General features: G+C 57.8%; 10 protein-coding genes. 6 read left to right on the forward strand and 4 right to left on the reverse strand.

Annotated features, from left to right (window positions below):
• Window positions 1-13: 13 nt before the first annotated feature.
• Window positions 14-1,261, forward strand: coding sequence for a hypothetical protein (locus ACQ4MY_RS06860; RefSeq protein ID WP_440094502.1), 1,248 nt, complete (start codon window positions 14-16; stop codon window positions 1,259-1,261).
• 60 nt (window positions 1,262-1,321) lie between these two features.
• Window positions 1,322-2,566, forward strand: coding sequence for a hypothetical protein (locus tag ACQ4MY_RS06865; protein ID WP_440094757.1), 1,245 nt, complete (start codon window positions 1,322-1,324; stop codon window positions 2,564-2,566).
• Here the strand turns inward: ACQ4MY_RS06865 and ACQ4MY_RS06870 are convergent.
• The 3 genes from ACQ4MY_RS06870 to ACQ4MY_RS06880 form a co-directional block, all read right to left on the reverse strand.
• Window positions 2,563-7,680, reverse strand: coding sequence for an NEL-type E3 ubiquitin ligase domain-containing protein (locus tag ACQ4MY_RS06870; RefSeq protein WP_440094503.1), 5,118 nt, complete (start codon window positions 7,678-7,680; stop codon window positions 2,563-2,565). The genes ACQ4MY_RS06865 and ACQ4MY_RS06870 overlap by 4 nt on opposite strands.
• Before the next feature lie 174 nt (window positions 7,681-7,854).
• Window positions 7,855-10,968 (reverse strand): transglycosylase domain-containing protein, encoded by a 3,114-nt coding sequence (locus ACQ4MY_RS06875; RefSeq protein WP_440094504.1) that lies wholly within the window; start codon window positions 10,966-10,968, stop codon window positions 7,855-7,857.
• 302 nt (window positions 10,969-11,270) lie between these two features.
• A complete protein-coding gene (locus ACQ4MY_RS06880; RefSeq protein WP_440094759.1) occupies window positions 11,271-11,729 on the reverse strand; it encodes an REP-associated tyrosine transposase in 459 nt (152 codons plus the stop codon).
• Window positions 11,730-12,335: 606 nt separating this feature from the next.
• Between ACQ4MY_RS06880 and ACQ4MY_RS06885 the strand changes: the two genes are divergently transcribed.
• The 4 genes from ACQ4MY_RS06885 to ACQ4MY_RS06900 all read left to right on the forward strand — a co-directional run bounded on the left by ACQ4MY_RS06885 (window position 12,336) and on the right by ACQ4MY_RS06900 (window position 17,710).
• Window positions 12,336-13,757 (forward strand): amino acid permease, encoded by a 1,422-nt coding sequence (locus ACQ4MY_RS06885; protein ID WP_008083055.1) that lies wholly within the window; start codon window positions 12,336-12,338, stop codon window positions 13,755-13,757.
• 368 nt (window positions 13,758-14,125) lie between these two features.
• Window positions 14,126-15,613, forward strand: coding sequence for a glucosyltransferase domain-containing protein (locus tag ACQ4MY_RS06890; RefSeq protein ID WP_440094507.1), 1,488 nt, complete (start codon window positions 14,126-14,128; stop codon window positions 15,611-15,613).
• A 115-nt stretch (window positions 15,614-15,728) separates the two neighbouring features.
• Window positions 15,729-16,091, forward strand: coding sequence for a GtrA family protein (locus ACQ4MY_RS06895; RefSeq protein WP_440094508.1), 363 nt, complete (start codon window positions 15,729-15,731; stop codon window positions 16,089-16,091).
• Window positions 16,088-17,710, forward strand: coding sequence for a glycosyltransferase family 39 protein (locus tag ACQ4MY_RS06900; RefSeq protein ID WP_440094509.1), 1,623 nt, complete (start codon window positions 16,088-16,090; stop codon window positions 17,708-17,710). The genes ACQ4MY_RS06895 and ACQ4MY_RS06900 overlap by 4 nt, the downstream gene beginning before the upstream one ends.
• Here the strand turns inward: ACQ4MY_RS06900 and ACQ4MY_RS06905 are convergent.
• The gene (locus tag ACQ4MY_RS06905) at window positions 17,644-19,263 is read right to left on the reverse strand and encodes an FMN-binding glutamate synthase family protein (RefSeq protein WP_440094511.1); all 1,620 of its coding nucleotides are present in this window, start codon (window positions 19,261-19,263) and stop codon (window positions 17,644-17,646) included. The genes ACQ4MY_RS06900 and ACQ4MY_RS06905 overlap by 67 nt on opposite strands.
• Window positions 19,264-19,306 lie beyond the last annotated feature (43 nt).

Here is a 19,306-nt window from a genome sequence, read left to right on the forward strand (position 1 = left end):
CAGGTGAAGGGACATGATGAATATTTATGCACGTTTGGTGGTTGTGCTAGTGAGCGGTTTTGCCGTGATGTCGGTGTCGGCAGCGGTTAAAGACATCGAGGCGTTGTTTCGGCCGGACTCTGCAAATCCGCAGAGTAACGAATTTATAAACCAGACACCTTCTGAGGGGTTTTGTCTGCAGTTGCCCGGCCAGTGCAAGCCGGAAGGCCTGTTCACCTTGGTCGCACCGATTGTTTTCAATGCCAGTGGGCCGATTCAGGCTTTTCACACAGACCCGCGTCAGGGCGGAATGGCTAAAGTCCCTTCGCATTGGCAGCGCATTGAAATGACCCATGAATCAGGCGACAGGGAGATTCTTGAGTTACGTATCGCGGGAGTTGGTCACGAATCTGGACTTTTTCAGCCAGTGACTGAAATTGTGGAGGGGCAGGCCGGTAAGGATCTTTCGCTGGCATGGAGCATTTTGTGGACTGGCGGCTCTTGGCGAGAGGCGCCAGCGCCCTGTATCGGCGTCTCCAGTGCCACGATGGGGCCTGTCGGTTACAACAGTTTCTGGAAAGTCCCGGTTAATGCTGGAGTCTGTGCCAAACAGGCACGATTTCTGATTCCCGGTTTTTTCTTTCGCTACTTCGTTTACGGCTATGAACTGCGCACCCCCAGCCCGTTGACGATGAAGTCTGGTCGTTACCACGGGAGCGTCGAGTACTCGGTGGGGCCCGGTAAAGATTTCGACATGGGCGACCTGATGATTCCCAACGATAACTTGCTCCAGCTCAATTTCACTCTGATCGTCGAGCACATGCTCAAAGTCGAAATTCCTCCGGGTGGCAACAAGGTTGAATTGATCCCTGAAGGCGGATGGCAGGCCTGGCTGAACCAGGGGCGTAAACCGACCCGATTGTTCCGTGATCAGACCTTCAATATCTGGACCAGCTCGCAATTCAAAATGCAGATGACATGCGAGTTCACCGTGGGTGATGGCTGCGGTCTTGAGGAGCCGGGAGGTCGCATCGTGCCGTTGCAAGTTGCGGTGACTTTGCCCACCGGCCTGACCTCGGCGGGCGGCCAGCCGGTCGTTCGTCAGCCGTTGCGGGTGAGTGGCGTGGGTACCGAGCTTTTTCAGCCCGGAATTTATGTCGATCGCAAACCGGGGGTTTTGCACTTTGACATCAAGCAGGCTGATGTCGAGCGCATGTTGTCCGGCGAGGCTGCCACTTATAGAGGCAACGTCACGGTTGTTTGGGATTCCGAGGTCGGCTGATCTGGTCAAAACCGGCTGCCGATCAGGGAAATGGTTGGCGGCCTGTACGAGGTTCAATGGATGATTTTTTTTCGAGTATTCCTGCGAGGTGCATTCTCGCTGGCTTTGGTTTTCGTGTGGTTATCATCGGCGACAGCCGAACAGGTTTCGATCAACGCATCTTTCAAACCGGATTCGGCCTATCCGCAACGCAATAAATTCATCAATGACACACCGTCCAGCGGTTATTGCGCGGGTTATGCCCAGCAATGCAAAGACAATGAAATGTTCAGTTTGCAGGTGCCGATCCGCTTCTATTCTGCCGGCCCGATTGTGGCGAATCATCCATCGATTCGTCAGGGTGCCATGTTCAAAGTCCCGACCCAGTGGCGCGATCTGACGGTGACACATCAGGGCACGGCTGAAACGAAAACGCTGAAAGTACGGATTGCCGGGCTCGGCTCAAAGTATCTGACTGAAAACATCATGAAACTTGTGGGCCCTCGTCCAGACTATCGGGATGCACACTGGGCGTTGTGGGATGGAACTTGGGTCAATACACCGCCTCCTTGCACGTATAGCGGTGTCGGTGTGATCTGGGAAAACGGTTATGGTTTTTTCTGGAAGACGCCCACTGAGGGCGTCTGTTCACGACAAGCGAAGTTCGACATCCCCTGGTTGCGTTATGACTACCTTGATTTCGCCTATGAACTGGAAACCCCCAGCCCGCTGGAAATGTCCTCGGGTAAATACATGGGTACTCTGACCTACACACTAGGCCCCGGAGCGGATTTCGATTTCGGCGACATCATGTTGCCAACCGATTCCGCATTGACCTTGAACTTTGAGCTGGAGGTGCAGCACACCCTCAAAGTCGATATTCCACCGGGTGGCACTCGTGTCGAATTGGTGCCTCTGGGCGGCTGGCAGGCCTGGCTGAATCAAGGACGTAAGCCGACGCGTTTGTTCCGTGACCAGACCTTTAATATCTCGACAAGCTCCCGTTTCAAAATGCAGATGACGTGCGAGTTCGCGGTGGGCGATACCTGTGGTCTGGAGGCGCGAGGAGGTCGTTCCGTACCGTTGCAGGTTGCAGTGACGTTACCCGCTGGTCTGACATCGGCAGCTGGCGGCGCAGTAATCCGCCAACCGTTGCGGATCAGCGGCACAGGTACCGAACTGTTCCAGCCGGGCGTTTACGTTGACCGCAAACCGGGCACGTTGCACTTCGCGGTCGAGCAGGCGGATGTCGAACACGTGTTGTCCGGCGGCGCGGCAACGTACAAAGGCAACGTCACGGTCATCTGGGATTCCGAGGTCGGTTAACCGGGGGGCAGTGCGAGTTTTTCCAACGCATCGCGGGTTTGCTGGCGGCTGAGCTGCTGCTCCTGATCGCCCAGATCATTGATCAGATGTTCGTATAAAGAATCCGGCATGGGTTGCCCGGTCAGCACTTGCTCTTTGGGGACGCCCAGTATTCGTGCGAGATCCTTGAGCTTGTCGCGCAAAGCCGCTTTTTGCTGGTAAGGATCGTTGGAGCCTGCCCAGTCGGCTTGTGCCGTACGCAAGTCGTCGAGCTGTGATGACCGCTCCTCGAAGCGGGCCTTGTTGGCGTAGTAACTGTCGGGATGAGCCTCGCGCAGATAGTCCGTCCAGAACGGCTGTTCGAGCATGCGGTTGATCAGGCCGTCGCCAGCCTCCATCGCGTTGACCGTTTCGAATGCCAGGTCGATTTTCGCCTGATCGACACCTGCAGTGATGCGAAACAGCATGTTCTGCGACTGCCACGGCAGATCGAGGCGCTGCGCCAGCCCCGTCTGATAGGCCAGGTACACCTCGACCACGTCGGGATTACCGCCACGGCTCTGGATGTCCGCTTGGGCGACATCATTGACGTAATCCAGTCGCGCAGCGCCTCGGGCCAATGTCACCAGTTTTTGTTCGAGCATGGCTCTTGAGGTCGAAGACAACCGGGCTTCGGCCGCCAGCACCCTGATGCCCATCTGATTGAACACCTGTGCCCCGGCATCCCGGCAATTGACTGGCGCGATGGCCATCTCGAACAGATCCTGACGCAGGTTTTTGTCGATATCGATCGCATGGATCATTCGCCAGACACGCTCGCTCAATTGCTCCCGTGCCGAGCCGCCGCTGCGATAATCCGCCGATTGGGTCAGGTCATCGATGATTTTGAAGAAGCCCCGCGAGTTCGGTTCGGAGGCCAGATCGGGCCACGCTTCCGGGCGATAAATGCCGATTCCCGGCATCCGGTTGAATAACGCATCGGTCTTCAAAGGCCAGCGTCTGATCATTTCGGTGGTGGTTGTCGACGTGACATGTTCGGGGATAAGGCCGACGGAAGTGCGATATTTCTCGTAGAGAACACGATTGACGTCAGACAACTCACTGGCAATCAGGCGGGTGCGCGCGATGATGAAGGCGTTGTTGGAACCCGGTACGACACGCGGAACTTCCTCGATCGGATTGCCCAGCATGTCGAGGAAAAACTGTCGTGGCCGATGCTTTTCAAACAGTCCCTCAGGCCAGGTGGTCAGCCCGGTTTCGTTCAGCGTCAGGATACCCAGACGCGGCATTCGGCTGACATTGGGAGCCAGGCCCAAGGGGTTCAGATCCAGACGCAGGGTTTGCAGGCGCGTGAGGTTCTTCAGTTCCTCCACGGTTTGCGGCGTCAACTGAATCTGGTTGCCCGAGAGGCGCAAGGTTTCCAGTTGACGCATGCGGCCGATGTCTTTCGGCAGTTGCTTCAACTCGCAGTTTCTGGCGCTCAATTGACGCAGGTGATGAAAGTCCTTGAGCAGTCCCGATCCGTCGGTGGCGAGCGGCACGTTGTCGAGGGCGAGGGTAGTGATCTGATCGAGATAAGGCTTGATGTCCGGTAGTTTTTTCCACCAGTGCTCAAGATTGTAGCGACGCATTTCAGAGGAAAGATCCAGCGTATAACCGGCTTGCGGTGCGACGCTGCGTTCGCCAAACACCGTGGCTTTACGTTCAAAACAGGCCATCAGTCTTTCGGACAGATGCAGGCCGCCGTCGAGCATAAACGTCAGGTTATGCGTGCCACCATTGCCGGAGTGCCAGTTGATCACTTCCTCGAAGCGCCAGGTGTCGAGGGCGATGCGCAATGTGTCGAGGTCGTTTTCGATACGCCGGATGCCAGACTCGGCATCGCCCTGGGTGCTTAGCGCTTGGGCAAAACCTTGCACTTCGGTTTCATTGAGGTGCGGGTAAATGTCCTGAATACGGTCGAGCAGGGTTTGCCCGGCTCTGGAGTAACCGGGACCACCGAGCAAAATAGTGGTTTCAGTCGCTACGCGGTCACTGATCGGTGGTTCGGCGAGCAACGTGCGACGTACGCTCGCCGGCTCGGTTTTCGCCAGAATCCAGTGTTTGAAACCGGCGGCGTCATCGAGGCGATAACCCAGTGTCTGGCGCTGATCAGCGGGCAGGGCGTTAAGGATTGCTTGAAACAGATCGCCCGGCCGGTCTTGCAGATGCTGGCCTTGAGCGTCATGCGCGGTGTAGCGAGAATCGGCGTCCTTGATCAGTGTGTTTACTGTCGTGGCGTCAGCGGAGCCAACGCTGCAAATCAGCTCGCCATCCAGCGATTGCTGGCGCACTTCAATGCGCAGTCGGGCCAGCGCATCGCTGTGGATACGCAGGGCATTGAGGGCCAGGCGTTCAGTGTCGGCGGTCGCCAGCCAGTCATGATGAAAACCTTGCCAGGCATGAGTGCTGCGGGTTTCAAATTGCAATTCGTTGCCCAGTTGCTTAAGGCGCAATGGCAAGCGTTGTTGCTGCTTCATCAGGTTGAGTTCGGCTGGCGTGGCGTTGCCCAGCAAGGTGTCGGCGAGCGGCGCCGGCAGCGCCGGGAATGCCTCGGTCAACACTGTTCGCGCCGGGTTGAACGTTTGTACCTGAGGTTGGTAACGCTGCTCGAATAATTGCCGACGCAGACTGTTTGCGCTGTCGGCAATGCGTGTCTGCAGATGCGCTTCAAGCTCGGCGGGCGCTACGTCGAGGGCAATCGGTGCGCCATTCGCCTCCAGCGTTTGCAGGACTGTATTCAAACCCTGCCCTCCGTTGAGTTGTTGATCACTCAACTGAACCACCAGTTTTCGGCCTTGGGATGACCTGGCCGCTGCGGATTGCCAGAGTGTCTCGCCGCGATTGTTGCTGACCCGCAGGGGGACGTCGGCAGGCCACAGTCCTTGAGCTTCGATGATTTGCAGCTGGCTGGCCGGATCACGTCTGGCCCGGGCCTGCCTGACCGGGTCATCGCTGCTGACGTTGTCGACGAAGGCCTGCACATCGCGCTCGATATTGAAGCGCTGCACGGTGTCGGCCAGCAACGGCGGTATGGGCGCATTCTCGTGGTACATGCGGCGCAACACGTTGGGCGACGTGCCGCTGGTCTGTCGAATCAGCTCAAGTTCCTGCGGATCGGTAAACCCTTCGACCGAATGGCCCAGGCGGCGCATCAACGTAGTGTCATCCCAGCTTCGAGGCGTTTCTCCTTCGAGTACAAAACTGCCGGAACCGTTGTGCCGAACCGGTACTTCAAAAGCATCCGGGCGCGTGGCGTGGCGCACGACCAGTGCATCGGTCGTCGCCTGTTTCGACAGTTGGTAATGGTGTTCGCCGACCCGCAGCAGGGATTTGCCTTCGTGCGCGTACAGCCCGTGCTCACCCCGCGCGAGTTCGGGCGGCAGCTTGCCTTTGAATCGGTACGGCAGCAGATCAGGTTTCCACAGGCGAGTCTTTGCGCTTGGCAGGCGCACTGCTTTCAGGCTTTCGATGAAGGGTGAAACGGTGAAGTGAAAAACCGGCGCCAGCGCAATGCCAGCCGCGAGATTTTCGATGACGTCGGTGAGGTGGGCCCAGCCTGCTTGCCGGTCACCTTCGCTCAGTTCCACCGCACCTTCCAACACCTCGTAAAGCAATTGACCTCCCGTCACCACCAGCATCAGTTCGCCCAGTCCGGGCACCACCAGCGCAAAGGCGCCGAGGGCGACAAAGCCGATATTCAGATAATTGGCCCAGCGTTCGGAACGTGCCTTGGCGTCCTCGTCGGCGTTGGGCACGGCGATGACTCTGGCGTCGCTGATCATTTGATCGAGGGTTGTTTCATGCAACACCGGCCACAGTTCGAAGTCCTCCCAAGGGCCTTTGCCCGGCAAGGTGCAGTCGCTGATGTGGAAGTTCGGCGACTCCAGCGGATCCTGACGAACTCCGAATTCGCGCGGTGGTGGGATGTCTGCGTGGAGTATCAGTCGTTCGCCCAGTTGCACCAGCTCGTGATGGCGCCACTTCTCGACAAAAGACCGTGGCGGGCCATCGCTGACAGTCTCGTTGAAGCGTCTGAAGTAATACGACCTGTCCTTCTGCGCAACGAAACGGCTGAAGAACAGTTGATAGGACGTTGGCGAGCCGGCATCGGTGCCAATGTTGCTGGCGCGGGCGGTCAGTTGGCGGGTCAGTTCCTGTTGGAACGCCTCGAAGCTGGCGTAGCGTTTGACCGGATGTTCGGGGTCACCGGGGATCCAGGCGATTATCGACCCGGTGCTGTAGCGATGTAACTCGCACGGAATGAACAACACGCAATCGGTCAGGCGCAATCCCATGATGCTTAAGCCGCAAAAGCGAAGTTGTTTCTTGCCGTCCATGATGACGCTGTCGCCTTTGACGACTTTCATCAGCTGATTGTATTCGGCCTGGCCGATGTCTTTTTTGATCAGCGCCAGACAGGCTGCTGTCTGCAGGGATTGCTTGCAGTACGCGCCGTTGATCTGCCGCAGCAGGTTTTCGACGAGGCGATTGTTCGGCGGGCGCAGGAAGTCTGTCAGGTAGCGCTGATAGTGCTCGCCGATGTTCAGACGCCGGCACAGGCGCGCGAATACGTCGACGCTGACCGGGGTCGCGATCGGTTCGAAATGGCCATTAACATCGGGGCGGCTGATAAAACACGAACTCGTGTCATAGAACCCCGGTCGGGTTTCGTCATATTCGAAGTTGTGCAACGCCGCTTGCAACAGCGAGAGGGTTTTAACCGTCAGCGCTTCACTTTTCAGACCGAAAATGCCCAGGCTTTTTGGTGCGTACAAGCGCAGCCAGGTGTTGTCGGCATCTAAACTGGGGTCAAGTTTCTGCAGTTCAGGTTCCAGCAGTTTTTTCGCAAAGCTGTCGATGCTCTGGATTTTGTCGAACAGGGCGTCCCGTTGGTTCTGGCGCAGGTGCAGGGCTTCGGTGGCGTCCCTGAGTGTCTGTTGTTGGTCTGAGGACGCCTTGGTGAGCCAGGCCGGCAGCACCGGCCGGATCTCGCGCAGCTCGGCGCGGCGTGTCGCCGAGGCCTTGATCAGTACGGGGGGGATGGCCTTTTTCAAGGTCTCGAAGTGGATGCCCCGAGCACGGGAGTCAGACATGCGCAAAATCCTTTTGGCGTCGAAAGGATTTCAGTTTGCGCGGCTGTCTGGCCGGGTGTGCGGTACATAGTTATCGCTTGTGTATCGGCTTGTGTGCACACAGACTTTTGTGGCGAGGGAGCAAGCTCCCTCGCCACAGTTGCGTTCACTTGGAGGCGGGTTTTACCGCTGATTTCAATTGCGCTGGGCGACGACAGGCACCTCGCAGCGGGTGTGGGAGTCAGGTTGCAGGTACGGCGACAGAATCGGTGCCATGCCTTTGAGCACCTGCACGGGCAGCGCCGAGGTGAACTTGAAGTTCTCCGCCGAGCGCCCCGGCACGAATGCCGTCAGCGTGCCGAAGTGATGATCGCCGATGTAGAACACGAAGGTCGCCGTGCGGTTGATCGATTTCGAACTGAGAATGCGCCCTCCCGAGCCAATGGCTTCGATGCGGTTATCACCGGTGCCGGTCTTGCCGCCCATGACCAACGGCGTACCGTCGGCGGTTTTGAAACTGCCGGAAACACGCTTGGCGGTGCCGGAGTCGACCACTTGCGAGAGCGCCTCGCGCATGGCCGTGGCGACTTCGGATGGCATCACCCGTTTGCCGACATGCGGATCGTTGGTCACGCGGGTTTCGTACGGTGTGCCGGCGGCAAAGTGCAGGCTGTCGATGCGCAGGGTCGGCATGCGTACGCCATCGTTAAGGATGGTGCCGATCAACTCGGCCAGTGCCGCAGGGCGGTCGCCGGAGCTGCCGATCGCCGTCGCCAGCGATGGCACCAAGTGATCGAACGGGTAGCCGACTTTCTGCCAGCGCTGGTGAATTTCAAGGAACGCTTCGATTTCGAGCATGGTGCGAATGCGGCTGTCGCGCGCGCCTTTGTGTTTGCTCTTGAACAGCCAGCTATAGACTTCCTGACGCTCGAAGTGGCTGGCTTTGACGATCTGACTGAAGGTTGCGTCCGGGTTATGCAGCAGATAGCCCATCATCCACAAATCCAACGGGTGAACCTTGGCGATGAAGCCCTGATCGGGCAAATCATAGCTGCCCGGGCCATAGGAATCGTAGAGACGGATCAAGCGATCATCGGTGAGTTTTTCGTTAAGCTTGGCGCCTTTGAGGTGAGCGCGGACGAAGGTGTTGAAGTCTTCCTGACTGGCGTCCGGCAACAGATAACGATGCACCGCCGCCATGCGGATCGGGGTCGGGCGCATGCTGTCGAGGAAGGTGTCGAGGCGCGCTGGAGTGTCTTTGTTTTTGTACTTTTTCCAGAACTTGAGCAGGAACGACGTGCCTTCGCGGTCGGCGAAACTGGCCAGGTATTCCTGACGCCGGGGGTCGCGGTCATCCTTGAGCAGTTCGGCGCTGCTGTTGGGGCCGGAGTAGGTGACGTAGCGCACCACATCGCGCATCAGGCGAATGAACGGCAGGTTGATCGACTCCCGCAGGGCATCGCGCAGGGTCGGCATGCGGCCGTTGTCTTCCTTGCGAAAGTTATGGAACACATGCAGACCGCCACCGGTGAAAAACGCTTCGCCGGGGCTTGCCGAGTATTTGCGGTCGAGCGCGGCGCCGAGCATTTTCGACAGATCGCGATCCTTGTTTTGCACCAGATAATCGATGACCCACTGGCTCAGGCGATCCTGATCCGGCACGTCGACTTTCTTCAGTTCCGGTACAGACATGCCGGCGTATTTGTCGTGCAGTTCGGCGATGATTTGCAGGTAAGTCGTCAGCACGCGCATTTTCGCCGTCGAGCCGAGTTCGAGTTTGCTGCCTTCATTGATGTCGAACGGCTGATCGGTGCTGTCGGTCTGGATGCGTACGCGCGAGCCGTCCGGGGTCAACTCGAACAGGGTGAAGCTGTAGCGCACTTGCGTGGTGCTGGTGGGCGTCAGCAGTCGTTCGCCCATCAGGCCGATTTCAGCGGCGAAGGCCGGGTCGGCGAGTTTTTTCAGGTACTCGGTGGCCTGCATTTGCAGGTCGCCTTGCAGGGTGCTGGTGGCCGATAGGTCGAGACGATCAAGGTCATACAGCGGCCGGTTGAGCATGCTCGCCAAACGACTGCGGGCGACGCTGATGCCTTTGTTGGTTTCAATCGGCTGGATGGTTGGCTGGGTTTGCCAGTCGCGATACGTGACCTTGCTGGCGAGTGCGGCATCGGCCAGCGCGTTGTCGATGACGCCGTTCTGCTTGAGCAGGCGCAGGTGGCTGTCGGTGAGGTCGGCGAGTTCTTCGCGGCCCTTGGTCAGGTAATGCGAAGGGCGGCGCTGGGCGATCATCAGCGAGAGCATTTCGCGCAGAGCCAGACCTTTGTCGGCCATGGTTTTCGGGTCGGTGGCCGGGCTGTTCAGTTGTTCGTTGGCCTTGTTGAAATCACTGCCGTACCAGACGCGCAAGCCTTCAGCCATACCGTGTACTTCGCCGTGCCCCGGGACTGCCGACAGCGGCACACTGTTGAGGTAATCGCGGACGATGTTCTGCCGCGAAGTCAGTGTTTCAGGTCCGGCCTGATAAGCGCGCACGCTGGCGGAAACCATCTGGCGGATCTTCTCCGCGCCCGATACGGTCAGGCCATCCGGCGAGTGCCGATACTTTTCCAGTTGCGTCGCCAAGGTACTGCCGCCTGCCGACTGACCGGGCAAGTGCAGCAGTTTCGCCACTTGCGACCACGCCGCCATGCCGAATCGCGGCCAGTCCACGGCCGGGTTGGCGCGGGGCTGTTTGGGGTCGAGCAGAAAGCGGTTTTCGATGAACAGCAGGCTGTTGACCACCACGGGCGGAATCGCCGCGAAGTTGGAATAGAGTTGCTGGGGGTAGTTGTATTTATACAGAGGCGCGGCGCGGCAATCGGTGATGGTCAGGCCGGCCTGGATCTTTTCCGAGTAGGGCACGAACAGGCCTTTGTCGGTGTAGCTGAGCAGGGCGGGGGAGAAGCGGGTCTGCTCGGTGATCACATAATTGCGTTTAAGCAGGCGCGGCAGGAATTCATCGAGGGAGCTGTAACCCAGGCGCAAATCGAATGGCCCATTACCGGGGTAGTGAATCGCTTCACTGGGGCCGGGCTCCAGTGTGTAAGTCAGCGATGCGGCGTATTTGCTGACCTCAGTGGACTGGAAACGCGAGGTGCGCATCTCCTTGGCCGCCCCCATGCCAACCACGATGGCAATAATCAGCAGCAGCAACCAGAAAGCCTTCCAGCCATGCCGAGGACGGCGTGGTTTTTTGGGGACAGGCGCTTGATCCACACTCTCAGTCGGAACCACGGTTTTACTCGAATCGGTTTGCCACAAAGCGCCCATAGTCGATTGATCCATTCACGCAGATTGATCGGACTTGTTTGAAGCTTAGACGGTGGTTGGCAGTGGTGAAAAAATTGTGATGGGTTGGGGGTGGGGAGTTGCTGAATAAATCTGGAATGAGGGGCAACTCATTCATCCGTAGTAAGGAATCCATTTAGTAGAGGGGTTTTTGTGGCGAGGGGATTTATCCCCGATGGGGCGCGAAGCGCCCCTGTTTTTCCCCTCGAAAAGCGGGCCTGCTGCGCAGTCCATCGGGGATAAATCCCCTCACCACAGGTAATGTGAACAATTGAAAGGGGGGGTTACAGCCAGCAGGCATCCCAGAGCGGGTAGTCACCTATCTTCTTGACCAGACCGGCCCGCAATGGATTCGCCACGATGTACCGGGCGAACGGCAGCAAATCCTCATCATCACGAATCGCACGGTCGTGAAAACTGCTTTGCCACAACGGCCCATGTTTCCCGGTTTTCTGATTGACGGCCTGAGTACAGCGGGCCTTTATTCCGCCAATGACCTCCGCGAGCGAACCGCTTTGCAGCTGCACCAGCCAATGGAAATGGTCAGGCATCACCACCCACGCAATGGACTCTACGCAGCCTTGGTCATGTGCCTTGCGAAGCTCTGCCACCAGCAATCGGCCTGTTTGCCAATCGGCGAAGACGGGTTGGCGCTGGTGAATGACTGAGGTGATGAAATAGGCGCGGCCGGGTTCGGAGAATCGGCCTTGGCGTAGACGGTATGAATTTGGATAGTTAGGCACTTCACTTCCTTGTTTGGTTTGTCGAACCCTCAAGGCTAGTTCCGGGTTGGTAGCTCTGAATCTGTAACTGTTGTGCGAAATTTCTGAATCCAGTGAAGTATTTGTGGTGAGGGGATTTATCCCCGATGGGGTGCGAAGCACCCCCAAAGCAGACATCTGATTTCTCCAGATATATCTCATTGGCAGGTTTGGGCCTGCTGCGCAGGCCATCGGGGATAAATCCGCTCACCACAGGGGATTGGGAGTCAGAGAGTTCTGCGCTAGAGCCTTCGCAAGAGCAATTGCACCTAGGCAGGGGCATGACGATGCACCAATGCTGTGCAATACTCGCCGCCTTTTTCGGTGGCGAAAATTCCTACGAAACACAGGGGATGCCTCTCCGCAAACCGGGCTTATGCCGAGAGTTGTCGCTGAATGTTGTGGTTTATAGAGTGAAAAGCCCTGCCCAAGGCTTTTTATACTGCACGCCCCGCTGATCTTGCAGGTTTTGTCCTACAAGACGCGTTTGCCCACGAGGCCGGCGCGGTTTCAGGGCAGCCAAGGCTTACCGGCCGACGCTGCGACACTCGGTGGTCATATCCAATAACAAGACGAGGTTGCACCCCCATGCCAGTTGGCAATCACCTGCCTCACGGCGACACCGCTCAGGGCGGTCCGCTCAAACGCGAACTCGGCGAACGGCACATTCGCCTGATGGCGCTCGGTGCCTGTATCGGCGTCGGTCTGTTTTTAGGTTCGGCCAAGGCCATCGAAATGGCCGGCCCGGCGATCATGATTTCCTACATTCTTGGCGGCCTGGCGATCCTGGTGATCATGCGCGCCCTCGGCGAAATGGCTGTGCACAACCCGGTCGCCGGCTCGTTCAGCCGCTATGCGCAAGACTACCTCGGCCCGTTGGCGGGTTTTCTCACTGGCTGGAACTACTGGTTCCTGTGGCTGGTGACCTGCGTTGCGGAAATCACCGCGGTGGCGGTGTACATGGGCATCTGGTTTCCCGATGTGCCGCGCTGGATCTGGGCCTTGGCGGCGCTGATCAGCATGGGCTCGATCAACCTGATCGCGGTGAAAGCCTTCGGTGAGTTCGAATTCTGGTTCGCCCTGATCAAGATCGTCACGATCATTGCCATGGTCATCGGCGGCGTTGGCATCATCGCCTTCGGTTTCGGCAACGATGGCGTGGCGCTGGGCATTTCCAACCTGTGGGCGCACGGCGGCTTCATGCCGAATGGCGTGACCGGCGTATTAATGTCGCTGCAAATGGTCATGTTCGCCTACCTCGGCGTCGAAATGATCGGCCTGACCGCCGGTGAAGCGAAGAACCCGCAGAAGACTATTCCCGATGCGATCGGCTCGGTGTTCTGGCGGATTCTGCTGTTCTACGTCGGTGCGTTGTTCGTGATCCTGTCGATCTACCCGTGGAATGAAATCGGCACGCAAGGCAGCCCCTTCGTGATGACCTTCGAGCGTCTGGGCATCAAGACTGCCGCCGGCATCATTAACTTCGTGGTGATTACCGCCGCACTGTCGTCGTGCAACGGCGGCATCTTCAGCACCGGGCGCATGCTTTACAGCCTGGCGCAGAACGGTCAGGCGCCGGCTGGTTTCGCCAAAACCTCGAACAACGGTGTGCCGCGTCGTGCGCTGCTGCTGTCGATTGCGGTATTGCTTCTGGGCGTAATGCTCAACTATCTGGTGCCGGAAAAAGTCTTCGTCTGGGTGACCTCGATTGCGACCTTCGGCGCGATCTGGACCTGGGTGATGATCCTGCTGGCCCAGCTGAAATTCCGCAAAGGCCTGAGCGCCAGCGAACGTGCCGGCCTCAAATACAAGATGTGGCTGTACCCGGTCAGCTCGTACTTTGCCCTGGCATTTCTGGTGCTGGTGGTCGGCCTGATGGCGTACTTCCCGGACACGCGCGTGGCGCTGTATGTCGGGCCTGCGTTCCTGGTGCTGCTGACGGTGTTGTTCTACGTGTTCAAACTGCAACCGACACAAGTGTCGCAAGGTGCGGCGCGTTCGGCTTCGTAAGTCGTAAGCGTTGTAACGACAAAGCCCCGGTCGAGAGATCGGGGCTTTTTTGTGGGCGCTGTTCTTAAGGATCGTATGAACCTGTGGCGAGGGGATTTATCCCCGATCGGCTGCGCAGCAGTCGTAAAACCTGTGCATGCGGTCGGCGGTGAATGGTCTTGGGGCTGCTTCGCAACCCATCGGGGATAAATCCCCTCGCCACAGGTGAAGCAGCAGTCATCACATGAAAATTGGTCACTACTGGTAAAGCAGTCACCAGAGGGACGCCTATCCAAATCCTGCCGGGACCCAAGTAACCACCGGTCTGATAAGGCGATAAAAAACCACGGCGCAGGTTCAAAGCTTTATCTCCACCCAGAGGCGCGGCCATGAAAATCAGTGATTTTCTCGTGCGAGAACTCGGCCGCCGTCAGGTCGTCCTGTTCTTCTTGCTCGCGACTTCGCTGTATGTACTGCCGCTGATCCTCGCTGACTTCCCCTATATCGACGACAACTGGCGTGCTCTCGCGGCTGGCGATGCCTGGGCCGGGCAGGGGAGATTGTTCGCTGACTGGTTGTATCAGGCGCTGACCTTCACTGGCGCTGCGCCGGACATCTTTCCGCTGCCGCTAATCATCGCCACCGGGGCCATGAGTCTGGCCCTGACTCGCCTGACCTTTCACTACTTCCCCGAACCGACGCTGGCCAGTTGCCTGGTGCCGTTGCCGCTCTGGTACAACCCGTTCCTGCTACAGAATCTGTCCTACCAATACGACGGCCCGAGCATGGCGCTCAGCCTGGTCGCGGTGGTTTACGCCATTACCTTTCACGGCTCATCCCGAGTGCAACGCTGGCTGTTCCCGGCGACGTTGCTGGCGCTGGCGATCGGGCTGTACCAGATCAGCCTCAACGTGTTCCTCGGGTTATGCGCAGTAGAGTTGGTTCGGGCAATTGTCCGTCAAACCGATGTGCTGGAAATGCTCGGCTGCAAACTCGCGCAACTGGTTCTGGGGATACTGATTTACGCCATCACCGCGTACCCGTTCATGGAGTCCGGGCGTGGCGAATTGCAGCAATGGAGTGCCGATCCGTTGCTGCAGATGGGCATCAATATCGGGCGGGTTTCAGACAAGGTCGCGTTGCTGTTTCACAGCGGTTACGCGTGGGTATTCGCCGGGTTGGTGCTGTGTGCATTGTTCGGCGCTGTGCGGATCAGCACGCAGGTTTTCCAGCACCGTAAACAGGCTCTGGCGTTCAAGCTGATCAGCCTGCTGACCCTGCCAATCCTCATGCTGCTGATCCCCGGCATCACCCTGATCTTCCGCGATTTCAATGAGGGTGCGCGCACGCTGATGGGCTTCGGCGTACTGCTGGTGTTGCTGTTCTACCTTGCCCATCTTGGCCTGGCGTCGCAGCACCGACGATTACCCTTACTGCTGATCGTCCCGCTGCTGGCAACGCTGTCGCTGTCCTTTGCTTACGGACGCGTGCTGACGATGCAGAAAACCTTCGCCAACCATGCGCTCTACAGCCTCAGCCACGACATCGCCGCGCATCGGGAACTGCGCGAAGCCAAGCGAATTTACCTGTCGGTGAGCTATTCCGAGCACTGGCTGATCGGTGCGCAGGCGACTTTCAAACAGCTGCCGGTGCTGCATTATTTACTCAATATCGACTATTACCTGCTCGCGGAAAACTTGCCGAGCGCAGGCATCACCAACGTGATCGCCGAGCGAGAAAGACGCAATGCCACGCACGTCGGTTACTTGGGTTATCCGACGTTTGTGGAGAGCCAGTATTACCGGATTTATCTGATAGGCGATTACGGATTCATTGTGATGAAGGAGCCGCAGCGCCTTCACTCTCTGCATTGGTAGCTGTCACGACCATTCGTCGGAAGAGGGCCTGCACCTGTGATTTCTGACAGTAGACCGTACCTGCCTCCTGCCTTAGTTTTAAATTCTGGCAACTGGGTGGTTGCAAGGAGCGGTGATGAAAGGATTCTCTGCGCTGATGATCATCGGCCTTGCCGATGGGTTGATCCATTGGCAGGTGTTTTTCGTATTGTGCAGCGCTTTCGGGTTGACGCAAGCGGCGAGCAACTTCGCGGCATTTTGTGTGGCCGCAGCGTTTTCGTTTTATATGAATGCGCTTTACACCTTTGAGTCTGGAACCTGTGTTTGCACTTATCTGTTGTTCATCGCGATGATGGGCGGGGTGAGTTTTGCGATGGGTTCATTAGCGGATACGTTCAACTGGCCCGGACTGGTGACGGTTGCTTCCTTTACCGGACCGAATCTGTTGTTGGGATACGTTTTTTTCAGATTCGTGCTGTTTCGCGGGCAGCGCGTGTGAAGCACTTGCCCGCTGCTTCATTGCGTAGTGAATACCCACTGTCAGTCTTGCTTGATCGCTTCGCGCTGGCGGGAGTGATTGTTCTTGCGTTGTGGGTGCGCCTCTATGCAATCGAGCAGCCAGGAATCTGGTACGACGAGGCTTACAGCTTGTTGTTGGCGCGGGAAGGGCCCGCTCGAATCTGGCAACTGACTGCTCTGGATGTACATCCGCCGCTTTACTACGTGCTGCTGCATTATTGGTTAATGATTTGGGGCGAAGGGGCATTGCCCGCTCGAGCGTTGAGCGTATTGGCGGATATCGGCACCCTCTTGCTGTGTATCAAACTGATGAGCCTGATCGCCACACGCCGAGCCACTTGGATGGCAGCGTTGCTGTTGGCGTTGTTGCCGATTTCGGTTCGTTACAGCCAGGAAGTGCGGATGTACACCCTGCTCGGTTTCTGGCTGATGGCAGCAACAGTGGCGCTGGTGTGTTGGTCACAGGCGCCGGAGCGCAAACGGTTTGTCGTAGCGTATGTATTGCTGATGAGTGCTGCGTTTTACACTCACTACTTCGCCGGGCTATGTGTTCTGGTGCACTGGTTGTATTGGTGGAAAAGTCGCAGAGCGGACGGGGAGGCCCGCCTGTCTCTTCTTGAGTGGGTGATTGCCAACGGTCTAATCGTCTTGTTTTACATCCCCTGGATTCCACAACTGATTGATCAGATGTCCCACCCGCATGGGGCTTTATGGATCAAACCGGTATCTGTGCAAGGGGCTCTGACGTTGATTTGGCAATTTACGGTGGTGGATGAGGTGTCCGCGCAGTCCATTGTCTGGCAATTCATACCATTGATCCTGATGTTGTTTTTCGTCGCAACAGTGGTGACCGACAAAACGCTGGCATCAAGTTACAAGTGTCTGTTGGCAGGTTATTTCTTTGTCCCGGCGATCACGCTGTATGTCATGAGCTTGTTGGTTCCTTTGTTTGTCCCGCGGTACCTGATGTTTGCGGCCATGGGTTTGCCGATGGTCACCGCGATGGCGCTGGACTTCTGGGGAGCGCGTCAGCGCCTGCCGACGACCCTGCTTTTATCGTTGTTGTTGATGACTCAGATACATGGGTTGAAAGCGGTTTATCAACAAACGGAAAACGTTCACCGAGGCGACTTGCGAAATGCATACAAAATCGAACTGCTGACGGAAGAGATCAATAAGCAAATCCAGGAGGGAGACCAGATCGTAGTCGATTCAGTCATGTGGTATCTGCCAGTTGCTTACTACAACAAATCCGGTATCAAACCGACGTTATTTGTTGCGGATCTTACGTCTGAGGTTTCCAGGTTTGGTTATGCCTTGATACCCGATGAGATGAAGTGGGTCTATCCGCATCGCCTGCAGTTTCAGGGACAAAGAATCTGGTGGTTAACAGCCGAATCCGTTTCTGTCCCACGATGGCTGTTTCCCGAAGAGTGGGAGCAATTGCAAGTGTTAGACGGTGGGAATATTTCCGCCCACCTGTTCACGCGAAAAATGGCGCCAGCCTTGAGCAAGGCTGGCCACCCGAGTAATCATGCCGCCGCGATTTCATTCGGCTCAAAACTGTCCGCCCGCGCCATTTGCCACATCCGCGAATAGAACTCGCCGTTCACCTCTCCGGTGAGCAGTTCTCCCGGTTTCAGGAACACATGCAACTGCGAGAACAGCTTGATCTCGGTCGCCGACATGCGCCGCACCAAATGCTTGGCCGACAGTTGCGACGGATGTTCAAGCCCCGCCGCCGCGAGCATTTCCGCCAGCGCTTTCAGCGTGCTGCGATGGAAATTGAACACACGCTGTGCCTTGTCCGGAACCACTAGCGCGCGTTGGCGCAAAGCGTCCTGAGTGGCGACGCCGGTCGGGCATTTGTTGGTGTGGCAAGACTGCGACTGAATGCAGCCGATGGCGAACATGAAACCGCGCGCCGAGTTGGCCCAGTCGGCGCCGATGGCCAGCACGCTGGCGATGTCAAAAGCGCTGACAATCTTGCCGCTGGCACCGAGTTTGATCTTGTCGCGCAGGTTCAGCCCGACCAAGGTGTTGTGGACGAACAGCAGGCCTTCGCGCATCGGCACGCCGATGTGGTCGGTGAATTCCACGGGTGCAGCGCCGGTGCCGCCTTCCTTGCCGTCGACGACGATGAAGTCGGGGAGGATGCCGGTTTCCAGCATGGCTTTGGCGATGCCCATGAACTCCCACGGATGGCCGAGGCAGAACTTGAAACCCACCGGTTTGCCGCCGGACAGTTCACGCAATTGCTGGATGAAATGCATCATTTCGATCGGCGTGGAAAACGCGCTGTGACGTGATGGCGACACGCAGTCTTCGCCCATCATGATGCCGCGGGTTTCAGCGATTTCTTTGGTGACTTTGTGCTTGGGCAGGATGCCGCCGTGGCCGGGTTTGGCGCCTTGGCTCATCTTGATTTCGATCATCCGCACTTGTGGGTTTTGCGCTTGGGTGGCGAAGCGTTCCGGGTCGAAACGGCCATCGCTGGTGCGGCAACCGAAGTAGCCGCTGCCCAGTTCCCAGGTCAGGTCACCGCCGTGTTCGCGGTGATACGGGCTGATGCTGCCTTCGCCGGTGTCGTGGGCGAAGTTGCCGAGCTTGGCGCCTTGGTTCAATGCGCGAATGGCGTTGGCGCTGAGTGAGCCAAAACTCATCGCCGAGATGTTGAACACCGACGCCGAGTACGGCTGCGAGCACTGCGGGCCGCCGACGGTGACGCGGAAACTGCTCGGGTCGCTCAGCGGCGCCGGGCGCATCGAGTGGCCGATGAATTCGAAACCCGCTTGATAGACGTCGATCAGCGTGCCGAACGGTTTGTCGGCGGTCTCGTTTTTCGCTCGCGAGTAGACCAGCGAGCGCTGGGCGCGGGAGAAGGGCAGGGCGTCGCTGTCGGATTCCAGCAGGTATTGGCGGATTTCCGGACGGATGCCTTCGACCAGGTAGCGGATGTTGCCGAGGATCGGGTAGTTGCGCCGCACCGCGTGCGGGGTCTGCAGCAGGTCGAACAGACCGAGCAGGCTGAGGACGCCGGTGACGGCGGTGATCGGCCACAGCCAGTCGTGGTCGAGGAAAGGCAGGCTGGCGAGGGTGAAAATCACGCAGACGGCAAAGAAGGCGTAGCGGCTCAGGAGTGACAGGCTCATACGGTTTCCCTGGTTCGGACTCAGTGGGTTGCAACCCTGTGCC

Source organism: Pseudomonas sp. SM4 (assembly GCF_051913165.1).
GTDB lineage: Bacteria > Pseudomonadota > Gammaproteobacteria > Pseudomonadales > Pseudomonadaceae > Aquipseudomonas.

Coding starts and splice junctions, on each gene's coding strand:
- ACQ4MY_RS06860 (WP_440094502.1), top strand. CDS start 14: ATGATGAATATTTATGCACGTTTGGTGGTTGTGCTAGTGAGCGGTTTT.
- ACQ4MY_RS06865 (WP_440094757.1), top strand. CDS start 1,322: ATGATTTTTTTTCGAGTATTCCTGCGAGGTGCATTCTCGCTGGCTTTG.
- ACQ4MY_RS06870 (WP_440094503.1), bottom strand. CDS start 7,680: ATGTCTGACTCCCGTGCTCGGGGCATCCACTTCGAGACCTTGAAAAAG.
- ACQ4MY_RS06875 (WP_440094504.1), bottom strand. CDS start 10,968: ATGGGCGCTTTGTGGCAAACCGATTCGAGTAAAACCGTGGTTCCGACT.
- ACQ4MY_RS06885 (WP_008083055.1), top strand. CDS start 12,336: ATGCCAGTTGGCAATCACCTGCCTCACGGCGACACCGCTCAGGGCGGT.
- ACQ4MY_RS06890 (WP_440094507.1), top strand. CDS start 14,126: ATGAAAATCAGTGATTTTCTCGTGCGAGAACTCGGCCGCCGTCAGGTC.
- ACQ4MY_RS06895 (WP_440094508.1), top strand. CDS start 15,729: ATGAAAGGATTCTCTGCGCTGATGATCATCGGCCTTGCCGATGGGTTG.
- ACQ4MY_RS06905 (WP_440094511.1), bottom strand. CDS start 19,263: ATGAGCCTGTCACTCCTGAGCCGCTACGCCTTCTTTGCCGTCTGCGTG.